This is a genomic window from Brotaphodocola sp. (assembly GCF_050873065.1).
GTDB lineage: Bacteria > Bacillota > Clostridia > Lachnospirales > Lachnospiraceae > Brotaphodocola.
On sequence record NZ_JBNMIC010000009.1, the window covers coordinates 36397 to 56567 of the forward strand.

The 20171-nt window shown below is 41.0% G+C and carries 20 protein-coding genes; 3 read left to right on the forward strand and 17 right to left on the reverse strand.

Features of this window, described 5'->3' with window-relative positions:
* The first annotated feature begins 60 nt into the window (after nt 1-60).
* Nucleotides 61-891, forward strand: coding sequence for an AraC family transcriptional regulator (locus tag ACR0QE_RS04200; protein ID WP_432627110.1), 831 nt, complete (start codon nt 61-63; stop codon nt 889-891).
* A gap of 188 nt (nt 892-1079) precedes the next feature.
* Here the strand turns inward: ACR0QE_RS04200 and ACR0QE_RS04205 are convergent, their stop codons facing one another.
* From ACR0QE_RS04205 to ACR0QE_RS04220, 4 genes are all read right to left on the reverse strand, one after another.
* Complete coding sequence (locus ACR0QE_RS04205; protein WP_432627111.1) at nt 1080-2171, reverse strand: substrate-binding domain-containing protein; 1092 nt, start codon at nt 2169-2171, stop codon at nt 1080-1082.
* A 112-nt stretch (nt 2172-2283) separates the two neighbouring features.
* The gene (locus ACR0QE_RS04210) at nt 2284-3297 is read right to left on the reverse strand and encodes an ABC transporter permease (protein ID WP_432627112.1); all 1014 of its coding nucleotides are present in this window, start codon (nt 3295-3297) and stop codon (nt 2284-2286) included.
* 5 nt (nt 3298-3302) lie between these two features.
* Entirely contained in the window at nt 3303-4799 is a 1497-nt protein-coding gene (locus ACR0QE_RS04215) for a sugar ABC transporter ATP-binding protein (protein ID WP_432627114.1), read from the reverse strand.
* 241 nt (nt 4800-5040) lie between these two features.
* Nucleotides 5041-5892: an AraC family transcriptional regulator gene (locus tag ACR0QE_RS04220; protein ID WP_432627115.1), complete on the reverse strand. Its 852-nt coding sequence runs from the start codon at nt 5890-5892 to the stop codon at nt 5041-5043.
* Nucleotides 5893-6069: 177 nt separating this feature from the next.
* On the opposite strand from ACR0QE_RS04220, the gene ACR0QE_RS04225 reads away from it, so the two are divergent.
* Nucleotides 6070-7770, forward strand: coding sequence for an AAA family ATPase (locus ACR0QE_RS04225; protein ID WP_432627116.1), 1701 nt, complete (start codon nt 6070-6072; stop codon nt 7768-7770).
* Between the two features lie 118 nt (nt 7771-7888).
* Here ACR0QE_RS04225 and ACR0QE_RS04230 read toward each other — a convergent pair whose 3' ends face one another.
* From ACR0QE_RS04230 to ACR0QE_RS04245, 4 genes are all read right to left on the reverse strand, one after another.
* Nucleotides 7889-8758 (reverse strand): hypothetical protein, encoded by an 870-nt coding sequence (locus ACR0QE_RS04230; protein ID WP_432627117.1) that lies wholly within the window; start codon nt 8756-8758, stop codon nt 7889-7891.
* Nucleotides 8759-8799: 41 nt separating this feature from the next.
* Nucleotides 8800-9525, reverse strand: coding sequence for a hypothetical protein (locus ACR0QE_RS04235; protein ID WP_432627118.1), 726 nt, complete (start codon nt 9523-9525; stop codon nt 8800-8802).
* A 303-nt stretch (nt 9526-9828) separates the two neighbouring features.
* Complete coding sequence (locus ACR0QE_RS04240) at nt 9829-10254, reverse strand: N-acetyltransferase (protein WP_432627119.1); 426 nt, start codon at nt 10252-10254, stop codon at nt 9829-9831.
* A gap of 46 nt (nt 10255-10300) precedes the next feature.
* Nucleotides 10301-10663 (reverse strand): VOC family protein, encoded by a 363-nt coding sequence (locus ACR0QE_RS04245; protein WP_432627120.1) that lies wholly within the window; start codon nt 10661-10663, stop codon nt 10301-10303.
* Nucleotides 10664-10897: 234 nt separating this feature from the next.
* Between ACR0QE_RS04245 and ACR0QE_RS04250 the strand changes: the two genes are divergently transcribed.
* Complete coding sequence (locus ACR0QE_RS04250; protein WP_432627121.1) at nt 10898-11518, forward strand: restriction endonuclease; 621 nt, start codon at nt 10898-10900, stop codon at nt 11516-11518.
* A 133-nt stretch (nt 11519-11651) separates the two neighbouring features.
* Here the strand turns inward: ACR0QE_RS04250 and ACR0QE_RS04255 are convergent, their stop codons facing one another.
* The 9 genes from ACR0QE_RS04255 to ACR0QE_RS04295 all read right to left on the reverse strand — a co-directional run bounded on the left by ACR0QE_RS04255 (nt 11652) and on the right by ACR0QE_RS04295 (nt 20056).
* Complete coding sequence (locus ACR0QE_RS04255; RefSeq protein ID WP_432627122.1) at nt 11652-13259, reverse strand: AAA family ATPase; 1608 nt, start codon at nt 13257-13259, stop codon at nt 11652-11654.
* 131 nt (nt 13260-13390) lie between these two features.
* Nucleotides 13391-14098, reverse strand: a complete 708-nt coding sequence (locus ACR0QE_RS04260; protein ID WP_432627123.1) for a YARHG domain-containing protein — start codon at nt 14096-14098, stop codon at nt 13391-13393.
* Between the two features lie 19 nt (nt 14099-14117).
* Complete coding sequence (locus ACR0QE_RS04265; protein ID WP_432627124.1) at nt 14118-14555, reverse strand: zinc ribbon domain-containing protein; 438 nt, start codon at nt 14553-14555, stop codon at nt 14118-14120.
* An 8-nt stretch (nt 14556-14563) separates the two neighbouring features.
* The gene (locus ACR0QE_RS04270) at nt 14564-15460 is read right to left on the reverse strand and encodes a zinc-ribbon domain-containing protein (protein ID WP_432627125.1); all 897 of its coding nucleotides are present in this window, start codon (nt 15458-15460) and stop codon (nt 14564-14566) included.
* A gap of 27 nt (nt 15461-15487) precedes the next feature.
* Nucleotides 15488-16540: a leucine-rich repeat protein gene (locus ACR0QE_RS04275; RefSeq protein ID WP_432627126.1), complete on the reverse strand. Its 1053-nt coding sequence runs from the start codon at nt 16538-16540 to the stop codon at nt 15488-15490.
* A gap of 21 nt (nt 16541-16561) precedes the next feature.
* Complete coding sequence (locus ACR0QE_RS04280; RefSeq protein WP_432627127.1) at nt 16562-17053, reverse strand: hypothetical protein; 492 nt, start codon at nt 17051-17053, stop codon at nt 16562-16564.
* A gap of 207 nt (nt 17054-17260) precedes the next feature.
* Complete coding sequence (locus tag ACR0QE_RS04285) at nt 17261-18166, reverse strand: tyrosine-type recombinase/integrase (protein ID WP_432627128.1); 906 nt, start codon at nt 18164-18166, stop codon at nt 17261-17263.
* 348 nt (nt 18167-18514) lie between these two features.
* Nucleotides 18515-19258: an amino acid ABC transporter ATP-binding protein gene (locus tag ACR0QE_RS04290; RefSeq protein WP_432627129.1), complete on the reverse strand. Its 744-nt coding sequence runs from the start codon at nt 19256-19258 to the stop codon at nt 18515-18517.
* Complete coding sequence (locus tag ACR0QE_RS04295; RefSeq protein WP_432627130.1) at nt 19259-20056, reverse strand: amino acid ABC transporter permease; 798 nt, start codon at nt 20054-20056, stop codon at nt 19259-19261.
* Nucleotides 20057-20171: the final 115 nt, after the last annotated feature.

Sequence of the window (20171 nt, forward strand, 5' to 3'; positions counted from 1 at the left end):
TATGCACTCTACGGTTTCCTGTCACCAAAAAAGCAACATGGAAAATGAAGGAGAATTTCAATGAAATCATACGAAAAATTTGTTTCCAAAGATTCGGATTACTATTTTTATACGGCCAGCCAGACTGCCCAGACTCTGTTTTTCTACCCCACTTATACCGGATTTTTTCACTATCTTCCGGGATATTTTCTCAAACGTGCCAGCTACGACAGTTTTCTGCTGATGCTGATCACAGACGGCGAATGCACGGTGACCGTAAACGACACTGTCACCAGGGCTTCCCGCGGCAGCATCGTTCTGATCGACTGCTACAAGCCCCATCAGTACGAGAGCCAGACCGGCTGGAAATCCCTCTGGCTCCACTTTGACGGCCCTCTCGCAAGACCTTACTATGAGCAGATCACCTCCCGCCTTGGAACTGTTTTTCTTCACCCCAATTTTCTTGGAATCCAGTATTCCCTTGAAAAAATCTACCAGAATTTCAAAAACAGTCTTCCCGTCAATGAGCCTCAGATCTCAAGTCTGATCACCTCCATGCTCAACGACATTTTAGACTACAAGAATCCCGGCGATTCCTCTCCCCTCTTCTTAAAAGAAACAATCAACTACATCAACGAGCATTTCTCTGAAAAGATCCACCTTCAGGATCTCGCAGAAAAGGCTTCCCTAAGCCAGTATTACTTCACCCGCGTCTTCACGAAAGAGACCGGCATGACCCCCTATCAGTATCTGATTGCCGCCCGGCTCTCTTTCTCAAAATTGCTCTTAAAGAGCAGTGATTTTTCCATCAAGGAAATCGCGTTCCGCTCCGGTTTCTCCGACGAGAGTCATTTCTGTTCCTGCTTCAAAAAATGGGAACATCTGACCCCGAGCGAATACCGTTTCAGGTAAATGCAGGTGTCACCGGCGCATCTTTAATCTCGTTCTCTTCTCCTAAGCAAAAAAGCTGCCATATTCACGGATCTTCATCGAAAATATGACAGCTTTTTTCATTTACCTATTAATTGTTTCGTGCCACCACTTAACCGCTTAACCTGTTAAACGATCTGGTGCATGATTTCGGTCTATTTGATTCTTCGTTACTCTGCGTAGCTTCCCATTACCTCTTTATAATCATCCGGGGTTACTACAATCGCGTCAACAGCCTTCTCCATATCAACATCCTCGCCGTTGATGACCTTCAGAAGAACATCTACAGAACCTGCACCGACAGAGTCAGCGGAGAAGTATGCGGAAGCCTTCACACAGGTACCGTCAGCACCCTTTGTATTCCACTCGTCCTTTGCCATGTATGCGCCAAGTCCTACTACACAGGCATCCTTGTCCAGTCCTGCACTCTCAAGTGCTCTTGCTGCACCGATACATCCCTCTTCGTTTGCACCGGTAACGAGCCATTTCTTGATCTCCGGATGAGCAGTGATGACAGCTGCTGCTGCGGTATTTCCCTTATCGGTAGTTCCATCATAGTCTGCTTTGTAAATCTTGCTCTGATCGAAGTCCGGGCAAACCTCGCTGAACTTGTCCAGCTCGCCCTCTGCACGCGGAACACAGCTTGAAACGGTATCCATCGTCATAACCAGAAGACCAACCTCCGGATCTGCGACCAGGTTGTTGTCCTTTGCGTAATTTGCAAGCCACTCACCGTTTGCCTGGCCGATTACATATGCATTGATTCCTACCCACGGAGCCAGCTTCGTTCCGGACGCATCCTGAAGTGCATCATCGGCTGCGACAATCGGCATTCCTGCCTCCTCACACTTGGTGATAACTGCCTGTGACATCGTCTGATCCGGGATACAGGTCACAATACCGCTCGCATTGTTTGCGATTGCATTATCGATTGCCTTTAAGTACTCCTCCGAATTCATCTTTGCATCTACGAAAACGAACTCGCCGCCTGCTGCCTCAACTGCCTTCTGGGCAGCTGCGCCCTCATCGATAAACCAGGTCTGGTCACCAGCCTTGTAAATGCCGTATACCAGAAGTTTGCCGTCAGAAGCTTTCGCATCTCCCGACTTGGTGTCCGCAGCTGCTGCATCCTTTCCTGCATCTGCCTTCGTCTCAGCCGGTGCTGCCGTGGTCGTGTCCTGACTGCCGCTGCTGCATCCTACGAGCATGGAACCTGCCACTGCTGCCGCTGCCATGAGTGCCATCACCTTTTTCATCTTCATAAATCTATTCCTCCTTGAAAATTATTTCGTTTTTTTACTTTTTATGTATTACGTATCTTTTTACGTATCTTTTACGTATCTTTTTATATATCGTCGTTTATTGATCCACTTTTTATTTTGCGTTCTTCATGCTTGCTGCAAGAAGCTCTTTGTTTCTTCTCTCTTTTCTGATGTAGTCAAAGGTCAATGCGAAGAGAAGAAGTCCGCCTCGTGCCACATACTGCCAGAAAGAAGGAACGTTTACCATCGTAAGACCGGTATTGAATGCCTGAATCAGCAGAATACCGAGAACCGTTCCGCCCATGTTTCCGACACCACCTGCGAATGATACACCGCCCAGAATAACACCGGTGATCGCATCAAACTCCAGGTTTACATTTGCAGCCGGCTGGCCTGCGTTCATTCGTGCTGCAAACACGATACCGCCGAGGGAGGTTAAAACACCGATCATCACGAAGCAAAGAGTGATGATCTTTTGCGGATTCAGACCAGCCAGTCTTGCTGCCTCACTGCTTCCACCGATTGCATAGACGCTTCTTCCGAATTTCGTCTTTGCAAGGATGAATCCAAAGATGATGAAAGAAATCACCATCAGCCATACAGCTACCGGAACGCCTGCAAATCTTGCATTTCCCATCTTAATAAAGGTCATGTTGCTGATTGCTACCGGTTTTCCGCCGCAGGCAATATATGCAAAACCACGGACAATTGACTGAGTTACCAAAGTTGCGATGAATGCTTCCAGTTTGATCTTATTTACCATCCATGCATTGAACAGACCAACGATTGCACCGACTGCCAGAGTTGCGATGATTGCAACTGCGATCGGCATGCCCCAGCTGAGCAGCAGAGCGACAATGACGCCAGACAGAGCTGCTAAAGAACCCGGAGACAAATCGTTCTGACCGGCGATGATCAGGTAAGTATGGCCGATTGCAACCATACCGATCAGAGAAGCCGCAACCAGAATGTTTACAAGGTTCGTCGCTGAAAGGAAGTTCTTATTCATCGAGGTGAACAGGGCAAATACCACGATAATCGCGCCTAACAGCACCAGCTTATCTCCGCCCACCATATTTACAAGTTTCTTAAATCCGCTCTCTTTTTTCTGATTTTCTGTGTTCATTTTATTCACTCCCCTATCATTCCAAGACTCAGCAGTCTGGTCTCCGTTGCATCCTTCGCATCAATCTCACCTGCAATCTGCAGAGAGCGCATAACAATGATCCGGTCTGAAAGACCAATTACTTCCGGAAGCTCCGACGAGATCAGGATGACGCCAAGTCCCTGTTTTGCGAAGGAACAGATCATCTCATAGAACTCTGATTTTGCTCCGATATCGATTCCCTTTGTCGGCTCATCGAGAATCAGGACTTTCGGGTTCGTCGCAATTCCTCTCGCAACAATGCATTTCTGCTGGTTTCCTCCGGACAGCTCCACGATCTTCTTGTCCTTCGACGGTGTCTTGATTCGGAATTCTTTTATGTCTTTCTCTGCCTGTTCCCGTTCTTTGCGGGAACTGATGACGCCGAACTTATTTGCATTCTGATCCAAAAGGGAGATGTTGATATTTCCTTCCACGCTCAGATTTGAGAGGATGCCCTGCATCTTTCTGTCCTCCGGCACCAGAACAATACCATTGTCCATCGCCTCTTTCGGAGAGTGATTTTCGATCTTTTTACCCTCCAGATAAATCTCTCCGCTGCGGCGCTTATCTGCTCCGATGATCGCACGCATGATCTCGGTTCGGCCTGCGCCTACCAGACCGGAGAATCCAAGTACCTCGCCCTTTCTCAGCTGGAAGGAAACTTTCTTTACATAATCGGAAGATACATCTCTCACATCCAGAAGCACATCTCCGATGGTCTTGTTCTTATCCAGATTCTTGTAGACATCTCCAAGATCTCGTCCAACCATCATCTTGATCATCTCTTTTTCCGGAACTTCGTGGGTCTTCACGGTCGTGATGTATTTGCCGTCCTTGAAAATTGCCACCTTGTCCGTGATTCGCTGAATCTCATTCATTCGGTGAGATACATAGATGATGATCTTCTTCTGTGCTTTCAGCTTCTCGATGATCTCAAACAGTGCATCAATCTCCGCATCACTCAGGCTCGCCGTCGGCTCATCGAAGCAGATTACTTTCAGATTCTCCCGGCTGTAAGCCTTCATGATCTCAACCATCTGCTGATAAGCGATGCTCAAATCCTTTACCTTCGTGGACGGAGAAATCGGAAGACCAAAATCGTCGATGATCTTCTTGGCCATCTGATTTGCCTTTGCAGTATCGATCACCCCAAAACGATTTGCCGGCATTCTTCCAAGGAAAATATTTTCTGCCACGCTCAGTTCCAAGAGAATCTGACGCTCCTGATAAATGACACTGATTCCGGCCTCAATCGCCTCATGGGGAGACTGGAAATGTTTCTCAACTCCATCTAACAGATATTCTCCCTCGTCCGGCTGGTAGTCTCCGTTCAGCACTTTCAGAAGTGTTGATTTTCCTGCTCCGTTCTCACCAAGAAACGCCAGCACCTCTCCGCCATAAGCCTTGAAACAGATATGGTCCAGTGCTTTGACTCCTGGGAAGAATTTGGAAATATCCTTAAACTCCAAGACGTTCTCCACGTTTCACCCCTCGCTTTCCCCAAACTTTTACTATAATATAACCAATTTAGCGCTCATTTTCATTCAATAAAATCAACTTTTTGTTGTAATAAATTGCCCTCTTCCTTGTTGAAAATGTGCATTTTTCTTTATTTGTTATGTATTCCATTATAAATTTTGTGCAAATGTTTTTCTTTCACAAATTGGAATTTACACATGATTTTCTTATACTTTTCGGAACAAAAAAGAAAGCTGTTTCTCATCAGCTCTCTTCTTCTCTCCACATCATCCTGTATTTTTGCGGGGTGATCCCCTCCGACCTTCTGAAAACCCGACTGAAATACTGTGCATTCTCATATCCCGTCTCAATTGCGATGTCGAGAATGCTCTTGTTCGTCTCCCACAGCAGATGTTTCGCCTTCTCCATCCTCAGTTCCGTGATGTACTGGATGCAGGTTTTACCCATCACTTCCGAAAAGTACTTTCTCAGATATCTGGAACTGATTCCCGCATTTTCCGCCACTTTTTCCAGATTGACCGCCTCATCAAAATGTTCCTGAATCCACGCAACTGCCTGTTTCAGCCCCGATGTCACGCGAAACGAATACTTTGTCTCATCCTGGTTGATATAATAATTCAGAATGATCATCATCTCAATCGCGGAAATCTTCATCAGAAACTCATTGTGTTCCGTCTCCTCCTTCCGGAACACTCTGGCAATTCTCTCGATCAGCGGTGCAATCTCATCACAGTTCTTGATGATATAATAATCTTGCACCTTTCCGTCCTTTCTCAAGAATTCCTCATCCTGATTCTTCATCTCAAGGCTCATCTCCAGCTGCGTCAGCTTGCATCCTGTCCTCGAGACCACGCGGAACGAATGATTCTTATGGGGAGGAATCACAACACACTGCCCCTGATGAATGGTCACCTCATGCCCCTCTATTTTCATCACAGCCTGCCCGGTATTGATGTAGTTGATCTCATACTCCTCGTGACTGTGCTGACGAAACCGATACTCCTCCAGAAAACGAAAAATACCGGCTTTTCTGATTTTAAGCCGGTACTCATCATTCTGAAGAAACTTGACTGCAAGATCTTCCAATTTTTTCATAAGATTCTCCCTCTTCTGCCATCCATCTCTCGTACTTTCCAATTTTAACATTAAGGAAGAATGAACGCAAGGACTGATCTTTATATTGTGAATTTCCCTGTTTGCTCAATGGTTCTCTTGTTTCAGGGATTCAAACATGATAAAATCAGAGAAAGGCATGGAGAAAGGAGAATTCGATTGAACAGGTTGTTAAAACTTCCCGTAGGAATTGAAGATTTTAAAGAGATTCGCCAGGATCATTTCTACTATGTAGATAAAACCGATCTGATTGAACAACTGCTCAACGAATGGAGCAAGGTCAATCTCTTCACCCGACCACGTCGTTCCGGAAAGACGCTCAACATGAGTATGCTCCAGAATTTTTTCGAGATCGGCACAGATCCACATTTATTTGACGGATTAAAGATCTCAAACGATCAGGAACTCTGCGACGAATATCTGGGGCGTTTTCCTGTTGTATCCGTGAGCTTAAAAAGTGTTGAGGCTGACTCCTATGAGGATGCTAAAACCATGATGGCAAAACTTCTAAACCGTGAAGCCAGGCGACTCCAATTTCTTTCCACCAGCGAGAAGCTGACTGACGTTGATCGCCGTCTCTTTGATAAACTTCTCTATGAGGATATGGATGAAAGTACCCTTATCAGCGCTCTGCTGGAACTGACTGAACTTCTTGAGAAACATTTTGATCAAAAAGTCATCATTCTGATTGATGAATATGATGTCCCTCTTGATAAGGCATTTCAGCACGGATACTACGATCAAATGGTAACTCTTTTGCGTGGAATCCTTGGAAATGCACTAAAAACCAACAGCAGTTTAAAATTTGCCGTTTTGACCGGATGTCTAAGGATTGCAAAAGAAAGTATTTTCACCGGTTTGAATAACTTCAAAGTTTATTCTCTGACAAACGTCACTTTTGATGAATACTTTGGTTTTACCGATTCTGAGGTAAAGGAAATGTTGCACTACTACGCCCTCGATCAGGATTATACAACTGTCAAAGAATGGTATGACGGATATCAGTTTGGAAATATTGACGTATACTGTCCGTGGGATGTCATCAACTATTGCGCTGACCGGAGAAATGATCCCTATCTCACTCCTCAGAACTACTGGGCAAACACGAGTGGAAATGAGATTATTTCCCGTTTTATCGAAAGTCTTGAGGAAGACAAAAAACTGACTAAATCAGAATTGGAACAGCTTGTAAACGGTGGGACCGTCCAAAAGGAAATCTGTCAGGAACTGACTTACAAAGATCTTTTTTCCTCTATGGACAATCTCTGGAGCACCCTGCTGATGACCGGATATCTGTCAAAACGCGGAACACCTCACGGAAACCGCTATGATCTCGCCGTCCCGAATCAGGAAATCCGCAACATTCTGACTGACCAGATTTTAAAACTTTTCCGAAAACAGGTCGCAAGAGACGGGGAGATGGTCAACCAATTCTGCTATGCCTTACAAAATGGCAGAGCAAACGAAGTACAACAAATCTTGACCGAATATCTGAAGAAAACAATCAGTGTCCGCGACACCTTTGTCCACAAGACAACAAAAGAAAATTTTTATCACGGAATTCTTCTTGGAATCTTGAGTTTTAAAAGCGGATGGCTCGTGAAATCCAATCAGGAATCCGGCGATGGATTCAGCGATGTTCTGATTCAAATTGATGATGCTGATGTTGGAATTATTATCGAAATTAAATACGGAGAAAATGGAAATACAGAAAATGAATGCAAAAAAGCACTCGCCCAGATTTGTGATAAGAATTACGCCGAGATACTCCATCAGGCCGATATTCATAAAATCCTAAAATACGGGATTGCATTTAACCGCAAAACATGTATGGTGATGCTCCAGACAGAGTCAAACTAACATACTTGTGCTGACACTTGCATATCACACTATCACAACTCACAAAAACAGCTTCAAAAGCAGCATTTTTTGTCTGCCCACGAAGCTGTTTTTGTATAATCATATATCGTTAGTATTTTTATTTGTAATAATACATGGAACAAGTCCCTGGAGTTAAACTTCCATTTTGTTCAACCAAAAAATCGGATTTTATTACTCGTCCCTGATCATCATAGGTATATCGATATGCACCGGTAGGTGATGATTCATTGAGTCCTATCTGGCGTTCAATGATTCTTCCATCTTCATCACAGATAAATTTACCTGAATATTTCACGCCTGTTGATCCAGAGTTTGTCGCTGAAACGGTAGTACCACTTTCGATTTTGATACTCCTATCAGAGTCATTATATGTATAATAAATTTCATGTTCCAAACCAGAAAATACCCACGCACCAGATGATCCATAATTGTCCATATGTTCACGTACCAATCTGCCATAGTCATCGTAATAATAATCTGTGTGACCATTTTCAACAAATGAGCTGCGTATCAAACGTCCCTCCGCATCATACTCAAAGGATTCATGGTAATCATCATATGTCGGAACAATCGTACTTGCATCCCTTTGTCCTTCATAACTTCCAGAAACGGTCCATCGCGTTTTCAAGCGTCCATTGTCATCATATTCATAAACTTCTCCATCTGTTGCGACATTTGAATATGATGGTTTATAATATCTTCTAACTAAATAGCCACGCTCATCATAAATATAAAAATACCCATTTGCTTCATCCTTCACTTGAGCTGGTTGATCATCTGTAACATAATCATAAGTCGAATACTGCAATTGTGAAGAAGAATACGTTCCTTCTCCCACACCACCATTTCGAATCGGACGTCCTTTTTCTATCGATTGTACCGATTGGAGTCTTTCTGCTGCAAACGCATTTCCAGTTATTGCAAAAGCAATTACCGCTGTCGCCAAAAAAAGCCTTTTTAATCTCATATATATCCTCCAAAAGTCATTCTTTTCTCTTGACCTCTATTCTAGTCTAAACGATAATATACGATTCCAATAATCTGATCATCCTGATTAAAGTAAAATTGAATTCCATAAGGATCAGAATAATAATTCATTACAGAAGAAGCGCTTGCAATTGTAGTACCATCTGTAGTCTTATCTTGACCGTTAAAAATCATGAGCTGATACCATCTATCTGCAGTTGAAAATTTACTTGCATCGGCACTTCCATACTTTTCTATAACTGCATCTTTAGAATCCCCTAAAACAATTCCTCTTGAAGTTACCAACGAATCGCCTGTAACAAACACATGATACGGTCCATCGTTAAATCCCAATCGTTTCCAGTTTGTAATAATACTGTTATCCGCATTATTTTTTGTTACAGAATTATCTCCAGATATAATAAAATCCTTCTCCGTTATCGGCTCTGCATTAACAACAACATTTTTTGTCTGAATAACTCCATTCAATACCCATGCACCATCTTTATTTACTGCATATCCATCAGGTGTTGTAGTATCTGTCAATAAATAACCGTTACTATCGAAATAATAGCTTTCCGCTATTCCATCCTTATTGTCATCAATCCACTGCCAGCCATTATTCAAATATACACCATTTCCACTATCATATTTCCATTTTTCTTGATTGTTTTCAATCTTCTTTGTCCATCCTGCAAATGCAGTACCAGATACCGTTACCGATAACATTGCTGTCACAATCGCTACTCGTTTCCAATTCATTCCCATTCACTAATCCCCCTGTCGTGCATTAGATATTTTGTTTGTTTTTAACGTTTTTTAGTCCATTCATTTGTTGATTTTTTCTTTCTTTTTAATATTACCATCTCATTCAGGAAATAACAAGCATATTTTCTTGCAAAGCACGACATTTTTTGTCTATTTTATCATAAAATCTTTTTCTTACAGTAAATAACTACTCACTCAACTGTTTTTCAGTCAAATGGAGGGGCTTCATGTACTCTGTTCTTCATTTCTTTGATAGCTCTAACTGGTAAGACCTCATACCAGACCCTATTGCCCGCTATTTCTCTACTTTTGTTGCCATATCATCACATAATCTTTTTTACCTGTGGCTTCATCCAACCCTTCAGACTGGATCTTGAAACCTTCTCTTTTGTAGAAATGTATTGCCCGTGTATTTTTCTGGTATACATTTAAGCATAATTTCGTCCTTCTGTCTTTTATAAAATCCAACAGCCGTTTCCCGGTTCCCTGCGACTGCATCCCATCACAAACAAAAAGACCTTCTATATACTCACCGCTTACCCCTATAAATCCTTGTATTTTTTGATCATCCTCATACACATAAACTTCTGCCTGCGGCAGTATTTCTTTCACCAAATCATAATTGTTTTTCCAGTATTGAGCAGAAATAAAATCATGCGCTTTTTGATTGACATCCAGCCAGATATCAACAACCGCATTGATATCTGTATTCTTTAATACTCTAATCATAATCACTGTGCTCCAAAAAAATATAAAATCAATGAAAATTAACGCCCTACATAGGCGTTCTCACCTCAATCAGATTTCCGTCCAGGTCATAAAAACGAACCGTTTTCTGCCCCCAGCTATCTGTCATAAGCCGGTTGACATACTGCACGTCCGGATAGAGCCGTTCCAGTTTTTCAACAAACGCCTCTAAATCATTCTCCTCAAAATACAATTCACAGGCATGATTTTTCGGAACAACTTCTTTTCCCAAAAATTCCCGCCAGATTTTCTCATCCTGAAGTACAAGCCCATCCATCAAAATCATATTGCCATCATTGTCAACAATCCGATCAAGACCGAACAGATCATAATAAAATCGTCTTGATTTTTCAATGTCTTTCACAACAATCAAAATGTTCTTTAATTTCATTTTCGTCCTCCTCTAAACTTCCGATTTGTTTCTTTCATTATATCTTGTTCATTCTTCTTTTTCGATGATCTCTTTCAAAAACATTAACAAAAAATAGGAGGAAAACAATCACACATCGCATTTTTTGTTTTTAACAAGATATCTGCTTGATTTCTTCTAAAAACATATGTATGATATAGATATGAAGTAGATAACATCATGTATTATCCAAAATCATATCAAAGGAGGGCTCTTATGAGAAACGCATGGCTTATTCGTCCTGTACCACATGGTACTCCCAGACTGAACGAGTTTAAAGAGAAAGGAATTATTGCGATTGGGTGGCCGTGTATTGGAAACTTGAAGGGAAAATCAAGAGAGGACTTAAAACTTTTACTTTCTCAACCGCCATACAGCCTGAAAGGGTTATATCTTGGAAATGCCTATGCAACAATTGACATTTTTGTAAATCGAATGGAAGTAGGAGACTTACTTCTCATGCCGAATGGGGATGATATTTATTTAGGAGAAGTTACCAGCGACTATTATTTAGATCCGAGTGTAGACAATGATAAAGACGGATACCCTCACCAGAGAACTGCAAAATGGATCACAAATACTTCCAGAAAAGATTTGTCCATGAAACTGCGTTCATCGCTCAAAGTACAGAGAACTACGGCAAATTTGTCACATCATGCTGACGAAATCGAAGCGCTCTGCAAAGGAGAAAAACCAGCTTCAAGCATAGATTATATCGACGTCACTTACCCCTTGCGCGCAAATTTTGAGGTGTCATTTAAAATCCCAAAAGATATCTCCAGTGACGAGGCACAGCGTTTGAGTTCTTATTTTGCTTCATTATATTTCAGAAAATAGTTGACACCTCTCAAAATATTCTCTTTGTCACAGTGGTCATGATCGCCAAATAAAATGGCACATTTAAGAAACAAGAAACTTATGCATAGTATTTCAGGGATTGCTACGCATAAGTTTCTTGTTTTCTTAAGACTTATAAAATTTTCTGTTTTTCTTTTTTATACTCTTCAATCCGGCACTGGTGCTTCTTGCTCTTCTTGTCATAATTGATTCCAATCAATAAAATATCTCCTGTATATGCCTCGATCGATGCCGGATATTTTTTATCCCGAATCTGATCCAATGCCGTCTGCGCATTTTGATTCCATTTAAGCTCTACTAAAAGAGCCGGATAATCCTGCACATATTCCGGTTTTGGAAGAAAGACAAAATCGGCAAATCCTCTTCCGGTTGGAAGCTCCCTCACCGGCTTAAAATAGTACTGCATCGCACTCAAGTATGCGATCGTCAGCACACTGCTCAGAGAATTCTCATTGTTATACTGGATCGCAGAAGCATACTCCATATGAATCTTCTCAATCCCCTCTGCAACAGCTTCCTCATCCATCTCAAGCGTCGCTTCCAGTAGCTTTGCCGACTCCCTCTGAAACATAAAAAATTCATTCCAGCGGGTGCTCTCGACCGCAACGGTGAGTTCCTGACGGATCTCTTCATTTGGAACAAACGCCGTCTGTGTCTGTTCATTGTAACCAAGATATCCCAGATGAATCAGATAAGTGATGACATCATCTTTATTCTTAAAATTCACTGTATCATTCTGGAAGAATTTCACCTGAACTTTCACCGATGTCCCCGCAAGCATTTCAAGAACCGCTGCCTTGAGTCCATCAAAATTTTGATTAATCAGCGGAACGACCACCTCATAGCTTCCGGTTTCCGACCAATAACTTCTGAATCGTCCACCCTTCGTCATCAGCTTTACAACCGCAACCGGATTATAAATCTGATAATCTCCTAGCAGATATCCATCATACCAACGTTTCACCTGAGAAAAATCTCTTCCGTATCTCTCACAGAGTTCCCATACTTCCGCTTCTGTAAAACCGACATATGGCGCTAACACACTCGCATCCAACATCGTAAACTCATCAAAATTGTTGAGAGCCGACTGTGTTTTCACTTTCTTGATCGGAAGAATTCCTGTCAAATATGCAAGTTGAATATAGCTGGTCGGCAGAGAACCCTTAAACATTCCCCTCAGAAAATTGATATACTCCTCCTGCACTTTCTGGTTCATCGCCTCATCACGAATCAGGACATCCCATTCATCGATGATGACAACAAATTTTTTTCCTGTCGCCACATGGATTTTGGATAATGCCTCTGGCAGAGTACGGATTTCTGCTGGAAGTTCACGCGGATAAATCTCTCTTAATTCCGCGATGGTTCTCTCCGAAATATACGAGAGCACATATTCCGCTCCCCCGGCGGACTCCATGCACCACTGAATATCCAAGTGAATCACATCATATGCATTTAGATATTTTTTAAACTCCGGACTTTTGCTAATTTCTAATCCCGAAAACATCTTCTCCGAGTCACAGAATTTGCAATAGTATGCTGTCAACATATCTGCCGTCATCGTCTTTCCAAATCGTCTCGGACGGCTGTTGCAAATAAATTTTGCAGTTGTGTCCATCACCTTATTCGTATATTCCAGCAATCTGGTCTTATCCACATAAATCTCTGAATTGAGTGCAACCTGAAATGCACCATTTCCGAGATTTACAAACTGCCCCACCTTCACCGCCCCTTTCCATGTTACATAAAATAACAGATAAGATATCTTGATTTTAACATTAAGAATCAGGGATGGCAAGGTGGGGCAAAAAATCTGCAAAAATATAGTTTTCTCTATCTTTTTTGACTCTTCTACTTCTCAGCTTCCAACTCCACAATCAAATTGCGGTTTGCTATTTCATTCTGATTTAGAATACTGTCTCCCTTCGCATCAATCTCAGCACCCTCATATAAAGGAGTATACCACGCTTTACTAGAAAAATATGCATTCAAATCATCCGCCGAAAACTTGCGTCCATGTCTTGCATAGATCTCATTTCGCGCAAGACGAAGCTGTTCTTTCGATAAATTTTGTAGTTCTTCTCTGGAATAAACTCGAGTATCACACTCTGGAAGTATGTATTCACCTGCATCAATCTCTTCTTCTGCTTCTATTGATTCATACTCTATTGATTCTGGCTCTGTGGGCTGTTCTGTTTCAGCCTGTACTGTTTGTACTACTTCAGTCTCTGTCGTCGGTTCGGATGATTCTTTGGGCAATTCTTCGTTCGTTTCCTCAGTTGATATCTCGTTTGGTTTTTCTGTTGTTAATACCCGTATAATCCAATATTTTGTTCCACTATAAGGAAAAATCCAATTCTGGATTGGAACCCATATAGCCCATCCATATATTCCTACAATAATCAATAATATTACTGTTATTATCACAATATTTATTTTTGATACTATATTTTTCTTACTTTTCTTTTTACTTTTTTTATCAGTTCCAATTGTTACACCACAATACGGGCAAAACTTAGCTTTTTCATCAATCTGCTTTCCGCATTTTCCGCAAAACATCACGTTCCCCCCAGTCTACTTAATTCACCTTTGCTCCACAGGCTGTACAAAAAGCATCACCTTCTGAAAGCGATGCACCACATGACGGGCAGAATTTACCATCTATACTAGACACTACAATAGGATTTAACTTTGAACCACATTTATTACAAAAAGCACTATCTAATGTAATAATCTGATGACAATGTTCACACACACGAAGTCCCTGTGTTGCCAACTTATTTCTCTCAAGAATTTGTTTTTCTTCTTCCAAAATTTGAATCTGTTTTACATATTCGACATACTCTGGATTATTATCAAGTGCATGCTTCTCCATATAAACTCGTCCAATTTTAGTCAATAACTCAACAATTTTCTCTTCTGTTGCTGAAATTTCTAAATCAAAATTATTATTTGAAGTCGCTTCTTTTTCTGTTTTTTCCTGCAATGAGTCTTTTAACGAATCGAAAAATCCCATTTTTCCTCCTATCTCGTTTCCATACCGTAATATGCATTTAAAAGGTTATTGTCTACATAGTTGACAAACCATTTTTTTCGTTTCTTATCATAGCTAAATTCCATAATTCCAGTACTACTTTTTCTCTCTTCTGAGTTTTCCGCTGTATCCTTAAATGCATCTACAATAAATCCTGCTTTTCCTCGTATTACTTCTTGAGTTAAACCTTTTGCTCTTGCCATTATCCTGCTGAAACCAACCAAAGTCGTCGCACTTTCTAACATTGCTTTATCAACACTTGTAATGTCCAAATATTGTATTGTAACAGACGCTGTAACAATATCATCTTCTTTACTCATATCTCCGATTTCTATTGAAGAATACTGAGTTACTGCTTTTACCAATTCTTTCTGGGAAGATTTATCTGAAGAAAAATAACTTTTTATCAGAATCATTGCACTGTCCGCACAATCTTGTGCATCTCTCTGTTTTGTAAACATTGGTGTAAAACCTGCTGTTTTTAAAAGAAGTCCTGCGTTAGCTTTTATCCGATCACTTAAATCGTCCATCATATAGTCAAAACAAGTTTGATACATATCTTTGTTTTCTACCATATTATTTTCAAAATATTCCTGCGCTAACTCTTCTGCATCAAGATTTTTTGTGCTTGGATGTCCTAATAAATTTACTGCGATTAATCCAACCACTACTACCGCTACAATTCCCACCACTATTTTTTTAGGAATCTTTTTAACAGTAATTATTAATTGTTTTAGTCTCAAAAGATAATCTTCAGCATTAAAATAATCTAATGTTTTCTTATTCACATCTGGTGACTTTTCTGTTTGATTTTGAATCTTTCCCCCACATTTAGGGCAAAAAGAAATCCCATTTCTTATCTCTGTTCCACATTTTGGACAAAACATCTTTTTTCTCCATAAGTATAATTTTATTTAATAGAAAATATAGCTCGCATCTGAATCAATAAAATCTGAAAGATTCCAATCTCGCATCTTTTCAGGCAGTCTTATTATAATATCACCACAACCATAAAATGCTCCATGCCCTATCTCTACTACACTCGACGGAAGGTTAATCTCCTTTAAACTAGCGCACTGATTAAATGCTAAATTTCCTATTCTTATCACACCCTCCGGAATTGTTATATCTTTTAAACTACTGCATTCATAAAATGCCTCTTCTCCTATTTGAGTTATAGTTGATGGGAGCTGAATCTCCTTTAAACTAGCACACCAACTAAATGCTGAATCTCCTATTCTTATTACGCCCTCTGGAATTGTTATATCTTTTAAACTCTTGCATCCATAAAATGTATGATCTTCTATTCCCTCCACACCTATTGGAATTGTAATTCTTCTTAAACCGCTACATTCACTAAATGCATAACTTCCTATTTTTTTTATCTTATCCGCTGAAATTGTAATATTATTTAAATTTTTACATTCCCAAAATGCCCCATTTCCTATTTCTGTCACACTAGGAGATAGTGTAATACTGCCAATTCTACTACATTCACAAAATGCATAATTTCCAATTTCTGTTACACTTGATGGTAGCGCAATATCTGTCAACCTACTATATCCCCAAAATGCTCCATCTCCTATTTTTGTTACACCTTCTGGAATCTCAACTTTTTTTATCTTATCTCTACCACGAAATGATAAACGCACAATCGGATTATATTTTAAATTCCAACGACTATTATTATTTTCATGAATTATAGCTGGTCTAACTGTAATTACACCATCTTTTACAACTGTTTTGGGATTTGCTGTATAAACAAAAACTGCCAACGTGAATACACCAACTACTAAACAACCTAATTTCTTCCATACTTTCCTAGGCTTTTTCTTTGTATTCACATCTTCTGCTTCTTTTTCTAACTCACAACCACAGTTAGGACAAAACTGTTCTTCTTTATCATTATTAATTTCATACCCACACTTTGGACAAAGCATTTCCATATCCCCCTCAAATACCTCCATTTATATTGTTACATTAGTTTTCTACTTCTCCATAAATAGAATATCTCTACTAGCCTTATCCTTTCGCATATCGGCTAAAATATCAAACAAGACTTGGTAATAAATCCTTTCTCTGTCTTTAAAGAGAATTGGAAGATACCAGAATAATTTGACTACAAACTCTATCAATAAAATTATTAATACGGCAAATCCGAAATAAACAGCTACTTCAGAAAAAAGATTACTAATAATATTATTCTTATTATTTATTATTGCAAATATCAATCCAAGTCCACTTCCACCTAACAGCCTTGTAATCATCTCATCTACTTGTCTATAAAAAAGCAACCACTCTTCGTGCTTTCTAAAAATTGCTTTTGTCTCCAAATAAATTATTTCAAATTCTTCATTAGATTTTTCTTTTAGTACTTTGGAAATTTCTTCTACAAGCGTTCTTTCTTCAATCTTTTTCTTTTTGTACTTACTCTTGATCTTCTCAAGTGTAAGTTTCTCATCACTATTACCTTCTTTCAAAACTTCTCCCTCCCTTTTACTACACAATCAACATTATGTAGTTTAAAATTCCATTGAAACATATACTTCTTTGCCAATAAATACTTTTTCTAAGAAAAAAATCAGCAGATAGCCAACTCAAATAAACCGGTCAATGTTTTTACAAAACCGGTCTTATTTTCGTGGGAATCTGCTTGCATTTTCTTCTTCACAGTAGTAGAATCAAATTCAGAAGTTATATAAATTCACTACATAATGTTGATTATGTAGTATTTTTTTATCTTCTTTTTCTCTCATCTCATAAATCCGCTCCATTTTTTCCAATATCTTTCGATGTTCGTTTCCACTCTCTCGAATATAAATCCGAGTTGTTGCCAGATTGCTATGCCCCAACAAATCCGATAACCTTACTAAATCTCTATTAATCGAATAAAATGTTCTCGCAAAAAGATGGCGAAAATTGTGCGGGAAGATTTTTTCTGGTGCTACTCCTGACTCTTTAAACAGACTCTTCATCTCTCTCCAAATATTTGAGCGATTCAATGCTCGTCCTGTTCGCGTCACAAAGATAGAACCCGACTCTCTTTTTACTCGCTTACAATACTCTCTCAAAACTCTGCACAGCTTTATTGGCAACAAGATTTTTCGCGCCTTTCCTTTATTCCATATGCTCGCTATTCCTGTTTTTAAGGACTCCACTGTTATAAATTCCAGTTCCGAAATCCGGATTCCAGTCAATGCAAGTGTCTTTAAAATCAATGCAAGTCTGTGCTTTCCATTTTTCTCCGCAGTATTCAGCAAAGACCTGTAATCCTGTTCACTGAGTTCCCGCTCCGGTTTCGCAAAAATTTCCTGCTGAATGGGAAGAAAACGAACTTTGAGCTGAGGATACCCTAGCCATTCCAGATAATGATTCAGCGAAGCAAGCATGGAATTTACACTGGTAGGCGCATAATGGCGAATCAGATCTCGTTTCCATTCCATCAGATTATTCGATGTTAATTCCCGCTCCCGATTCCACTGCAAGAAACGTTTCACATCCCGAATATATTTTTTAATCGTATTAAGGCTGTACTCTTCTCTCATCAACTCATTTTCAAATTTCTGCAAATCGCTATACTTATATGTCCTCATATTCCTGCCTCCTCTTCTGTCAAAACTCGTTGTCATCCATCTTCTCTCTTGATCTTCTATTGTTTCTGTTGTCAAGAAATTGATCTATGCAAGATGTTGCAAGGTATGTCCCATTTCCCCTATTATAAAAGGATTCCGCCCTCTTGTATGTGTCCCAAACAACACACATATCTCCATCTTTAGCTCACTCTCCAATCTTTTACCCAACATAAAGGCAACAAAAATAAGTGCAGATGTCAGAGTTAATTACTCTCTAACAACTACACTTTTATGGTACTAAAAAAGATCACCCACTCAACTGTTTCCAGTCAAATGAATGATCTCTATAATTTGAATAATCGCCTTATCTTATCCCTGAATAAATCTGCTCAGGAATTCCTGCGTCTTTGCCTTCTGCGGGTTGCCGAAGATCTCCTCCGGCTTGCCCTGCTCCTCAATCACACCGTCTGCCATGAAGACAACGTGACTGGAGACATCGCGGGCAAATGCCATCTCATGCGTCACGATAATCATCGTGATGCCCTCTTTTGCGAGGGTGCGCATAACAGCAAGCACCTCACCGACCATCTGCGGGTCGAGGGCGGACGTCGGCTCGTCGAACAGCAGAACCTCCGGCTCCATTGCAAGCGCGCGGGCGATTGCGACACGCTGTTTCTGACCACCGGAAATCTGGCGCGGCTTTGCGTTGATGTACGGTGCCATGCCGACTTTCTCGAGGTACTTCATTGCGTTTTTTCTCGCTTCTTCCTTGTTCTTCTTCAGAACTTTCGTCTGACCGATGATGCAGTTCTCAAGAACCGTCATGTTATTGAACAGGTTAAAGCTCTGGAACACCATTCCAACCTTGGAACGGTACGCCGGAACATTGACGCCCGGGCTTGTGATGTCGTTGCCGTGGTAGAGGATCTCTCCGGTCGTCGGGGTCTCAAGCATGTTGACACAGCGCAGAAGTGTGGACTTTCCGGAACCGGAAGCTCCGATGATACAGGTCACATCTCCGGTATTTACTGTGAAATCAATGTCGCGCAGAACGACGTGCTTTCCGAAGGATTTGCTCAGGTGATTGATCTCCAATACATGTTCTGATGCCATTTATTCTTCCTCCTTCTTCTTGCTCTTGTCGTCGTAGCTGTACATTCCGCTCGTGTGTGCCAGCGTATCTGTCGTCGCTAAGTCATAGTTATCTGCACCATCCATACGGTTCTCCACCCAGCGGAGGAGACGGGAGCAGGCGAATGTCATGATGAAATACATGATCATCGTGATCGTGTAAGTCTCAAAGTTCATGTAAAGCGCTCCGGCTGCCGCCTTCGTCTTGTAGAGAAGCTCTGCGACACCGATCACGGAGAGCACACAGCTGTCCTTGATGTTGATAATCAGGTTGTTGCCGATCTGAGGCATGATGTTGCGCAGAGCCTGCGGCAGAATAACATAGATCATTGTCTGAACATGTGTCATGCCGATCGCCTTTGCACCCTCAGTCTGTCCCGGATCAACGGAGAGAATACCGCCGCGGACTGTCTCAGCCATGTATGCGCCGGTATTGATCGACAGGATGAAATATGCTGCCTGCGTCATTGTCGGATTGATTCCCATGAGCGGGAAAAGTCCAAAGTAGATGAACATCGCCTGCGCCATCATCGGCGTACCGCGGAAGAACTCTACATATACATTTAAAATAAACTTGAATACGCGCAGAACAATCTTCTTTGCGAGGGAATCTTTCTCCTCCATCGGGATCGTCTGCACCAGTCCTACCGCAAATCCGATCAGGCACCCCACGATCGTGCCCACGATTGCAATCTTCAGGCTGACGCCCGCGCCCTGCAGCATGGACATTCCATATCGCTGAAATACGACCATCACACGGCCTAAAAAGTCTGTTGGCATAGTAATTTTCGCTCCTTACTTTGTTGCTTTGTTTCTTCTGAAATTTTACCAAACTTGTCTTATCGAAACCGTTTTTCCAAAACTTTTCCAAACTCTTCTTTTAAAACACCCATCA

What these genes read in the sequence shown, in the direction of transcription:
- ACR0QE_RS04270 (WP_432627125.1), bottom strand. Translation starts at nt 15,460, where the DNA reads ATGTTTTGTCCAAAATGTGGAACAGAGATAAGAAATGGGATTTCTTTT.
- ACR0QE_RS04295 (WP_432627130.1), bottom strand. Translation starts at nt 20,056, where the DNA reads ATGCCAACAGACTTTTTAGGCCGTGTGATGGTCGTATTTCAGCGATAT.
- ACR0QE_RS04200 (WP_432627110.1), top strand. Translation starts at nt 61, where the DNA reads ATGAAATCATACGAAAAATTTGTTTCCAAAGATTCGGATTACTATTTT.
- ACR0QE_RS04230 (WP_432627117.1), bottom strand. Translation starts at nt 8,758, where the DNA reads ATGAGATTAAAAAGGCTTTTTTTGGCGACAGCGGTAATTGCTTTTGCA.
- ACR0QE_RS04250 (WP_432627121.1), top strand. Translation starts at nt 10,898, where the DNA reads ATGAGAAACGCATGGCTTATTCGTCCTGTACCACATGGTACTCCCAGA.
- ACR0QE_RS04235 (WP_432627118.1), bottom strand. Translation starts at nt 9,525, where the DNA reads ATGGGAATGAATTGGAAACGAGTAGCGATTGTGACAGCAATGTTATCG.
- ACR0QE_RS04285 (WP_432627128.1), bottom strand. Translation starts at nt 18,166, where the DNA reads ATGAGGACATATAAGTATAGCGATTTGCAGAAATTTGAAAATGAGTTG.
- ACR0QE_RS04290 (WP_432627129.1), bottom strand. Translation starts at nt 19,258, where the DNA reads ATGGCATCAGAACATGTATTGGAGATCAATCACCTGAGCAAATCCTTC.
- ACR0QE_RS04260 (WP_432627123.1), bottom strand. Translation starts at nt 14,098, where the DNA reads ATGTTTTGCGGAAAATGCGGAAAGCAGATTGATGAAAAAGCTAAGTTT.
- ACR0QE_RS04210 (WP_432627112.1), bottom strand. Translation starts at nt 3,297, where the DNA reads ATGAACACAGAAAATCAGAAAAAAGAGAGCGGATTTAAGAAACTTGTA.
- ACR0QE_RS04265 (WP_432627124.1), bottom strand. Translation starts at nt 14,555, where the DNA reads ATGGGATTTTTCGATTCGTTAAAAGACTCATTGCAGGAAAAAACAGAA.
- ACR0QE_RS04240 (WP_432627119.1), bottom strand. Translation starts at nt 10,254, where the DNA reads ATGATTAGAGTATTAAAGAATACAGATATCAATGCGGTTGTTGATATC.
- ACR0QE_RS04220 (WP_432627115.1), bottom strand. Translation starts at nt 5,892, where the DNA reads ATGAAAAAATTGGAAGATCTTGCAGTCAAGTTTCTTCAGAATGATGAG.
- ACR0QE_RS04205 (WP_432627111.1), bottom strand. Translation starts at nt 2,171, where the DNA reads ATGAAGATGAAAAAGGTGATGGCACTCATGGCAGCGGCAGCAGTGGCA.
- ACR0QE_RS04245 (WP_432627120.1), bottom strand. Translation starts at nt 10,663, where the DNA reads ATGAAATTAAAGAACATTTTGATTGTTGTGAAAGACATTGAAAAATCA.
- ACR0QE_RS04275 (WP_432627126.1), bottom strand. Translation starts at nt 16,540, where the DNA reads ATGGAGGTATTTGAGGGGGATATGGAAATGCTTTGTCCAAAGTGTGGG.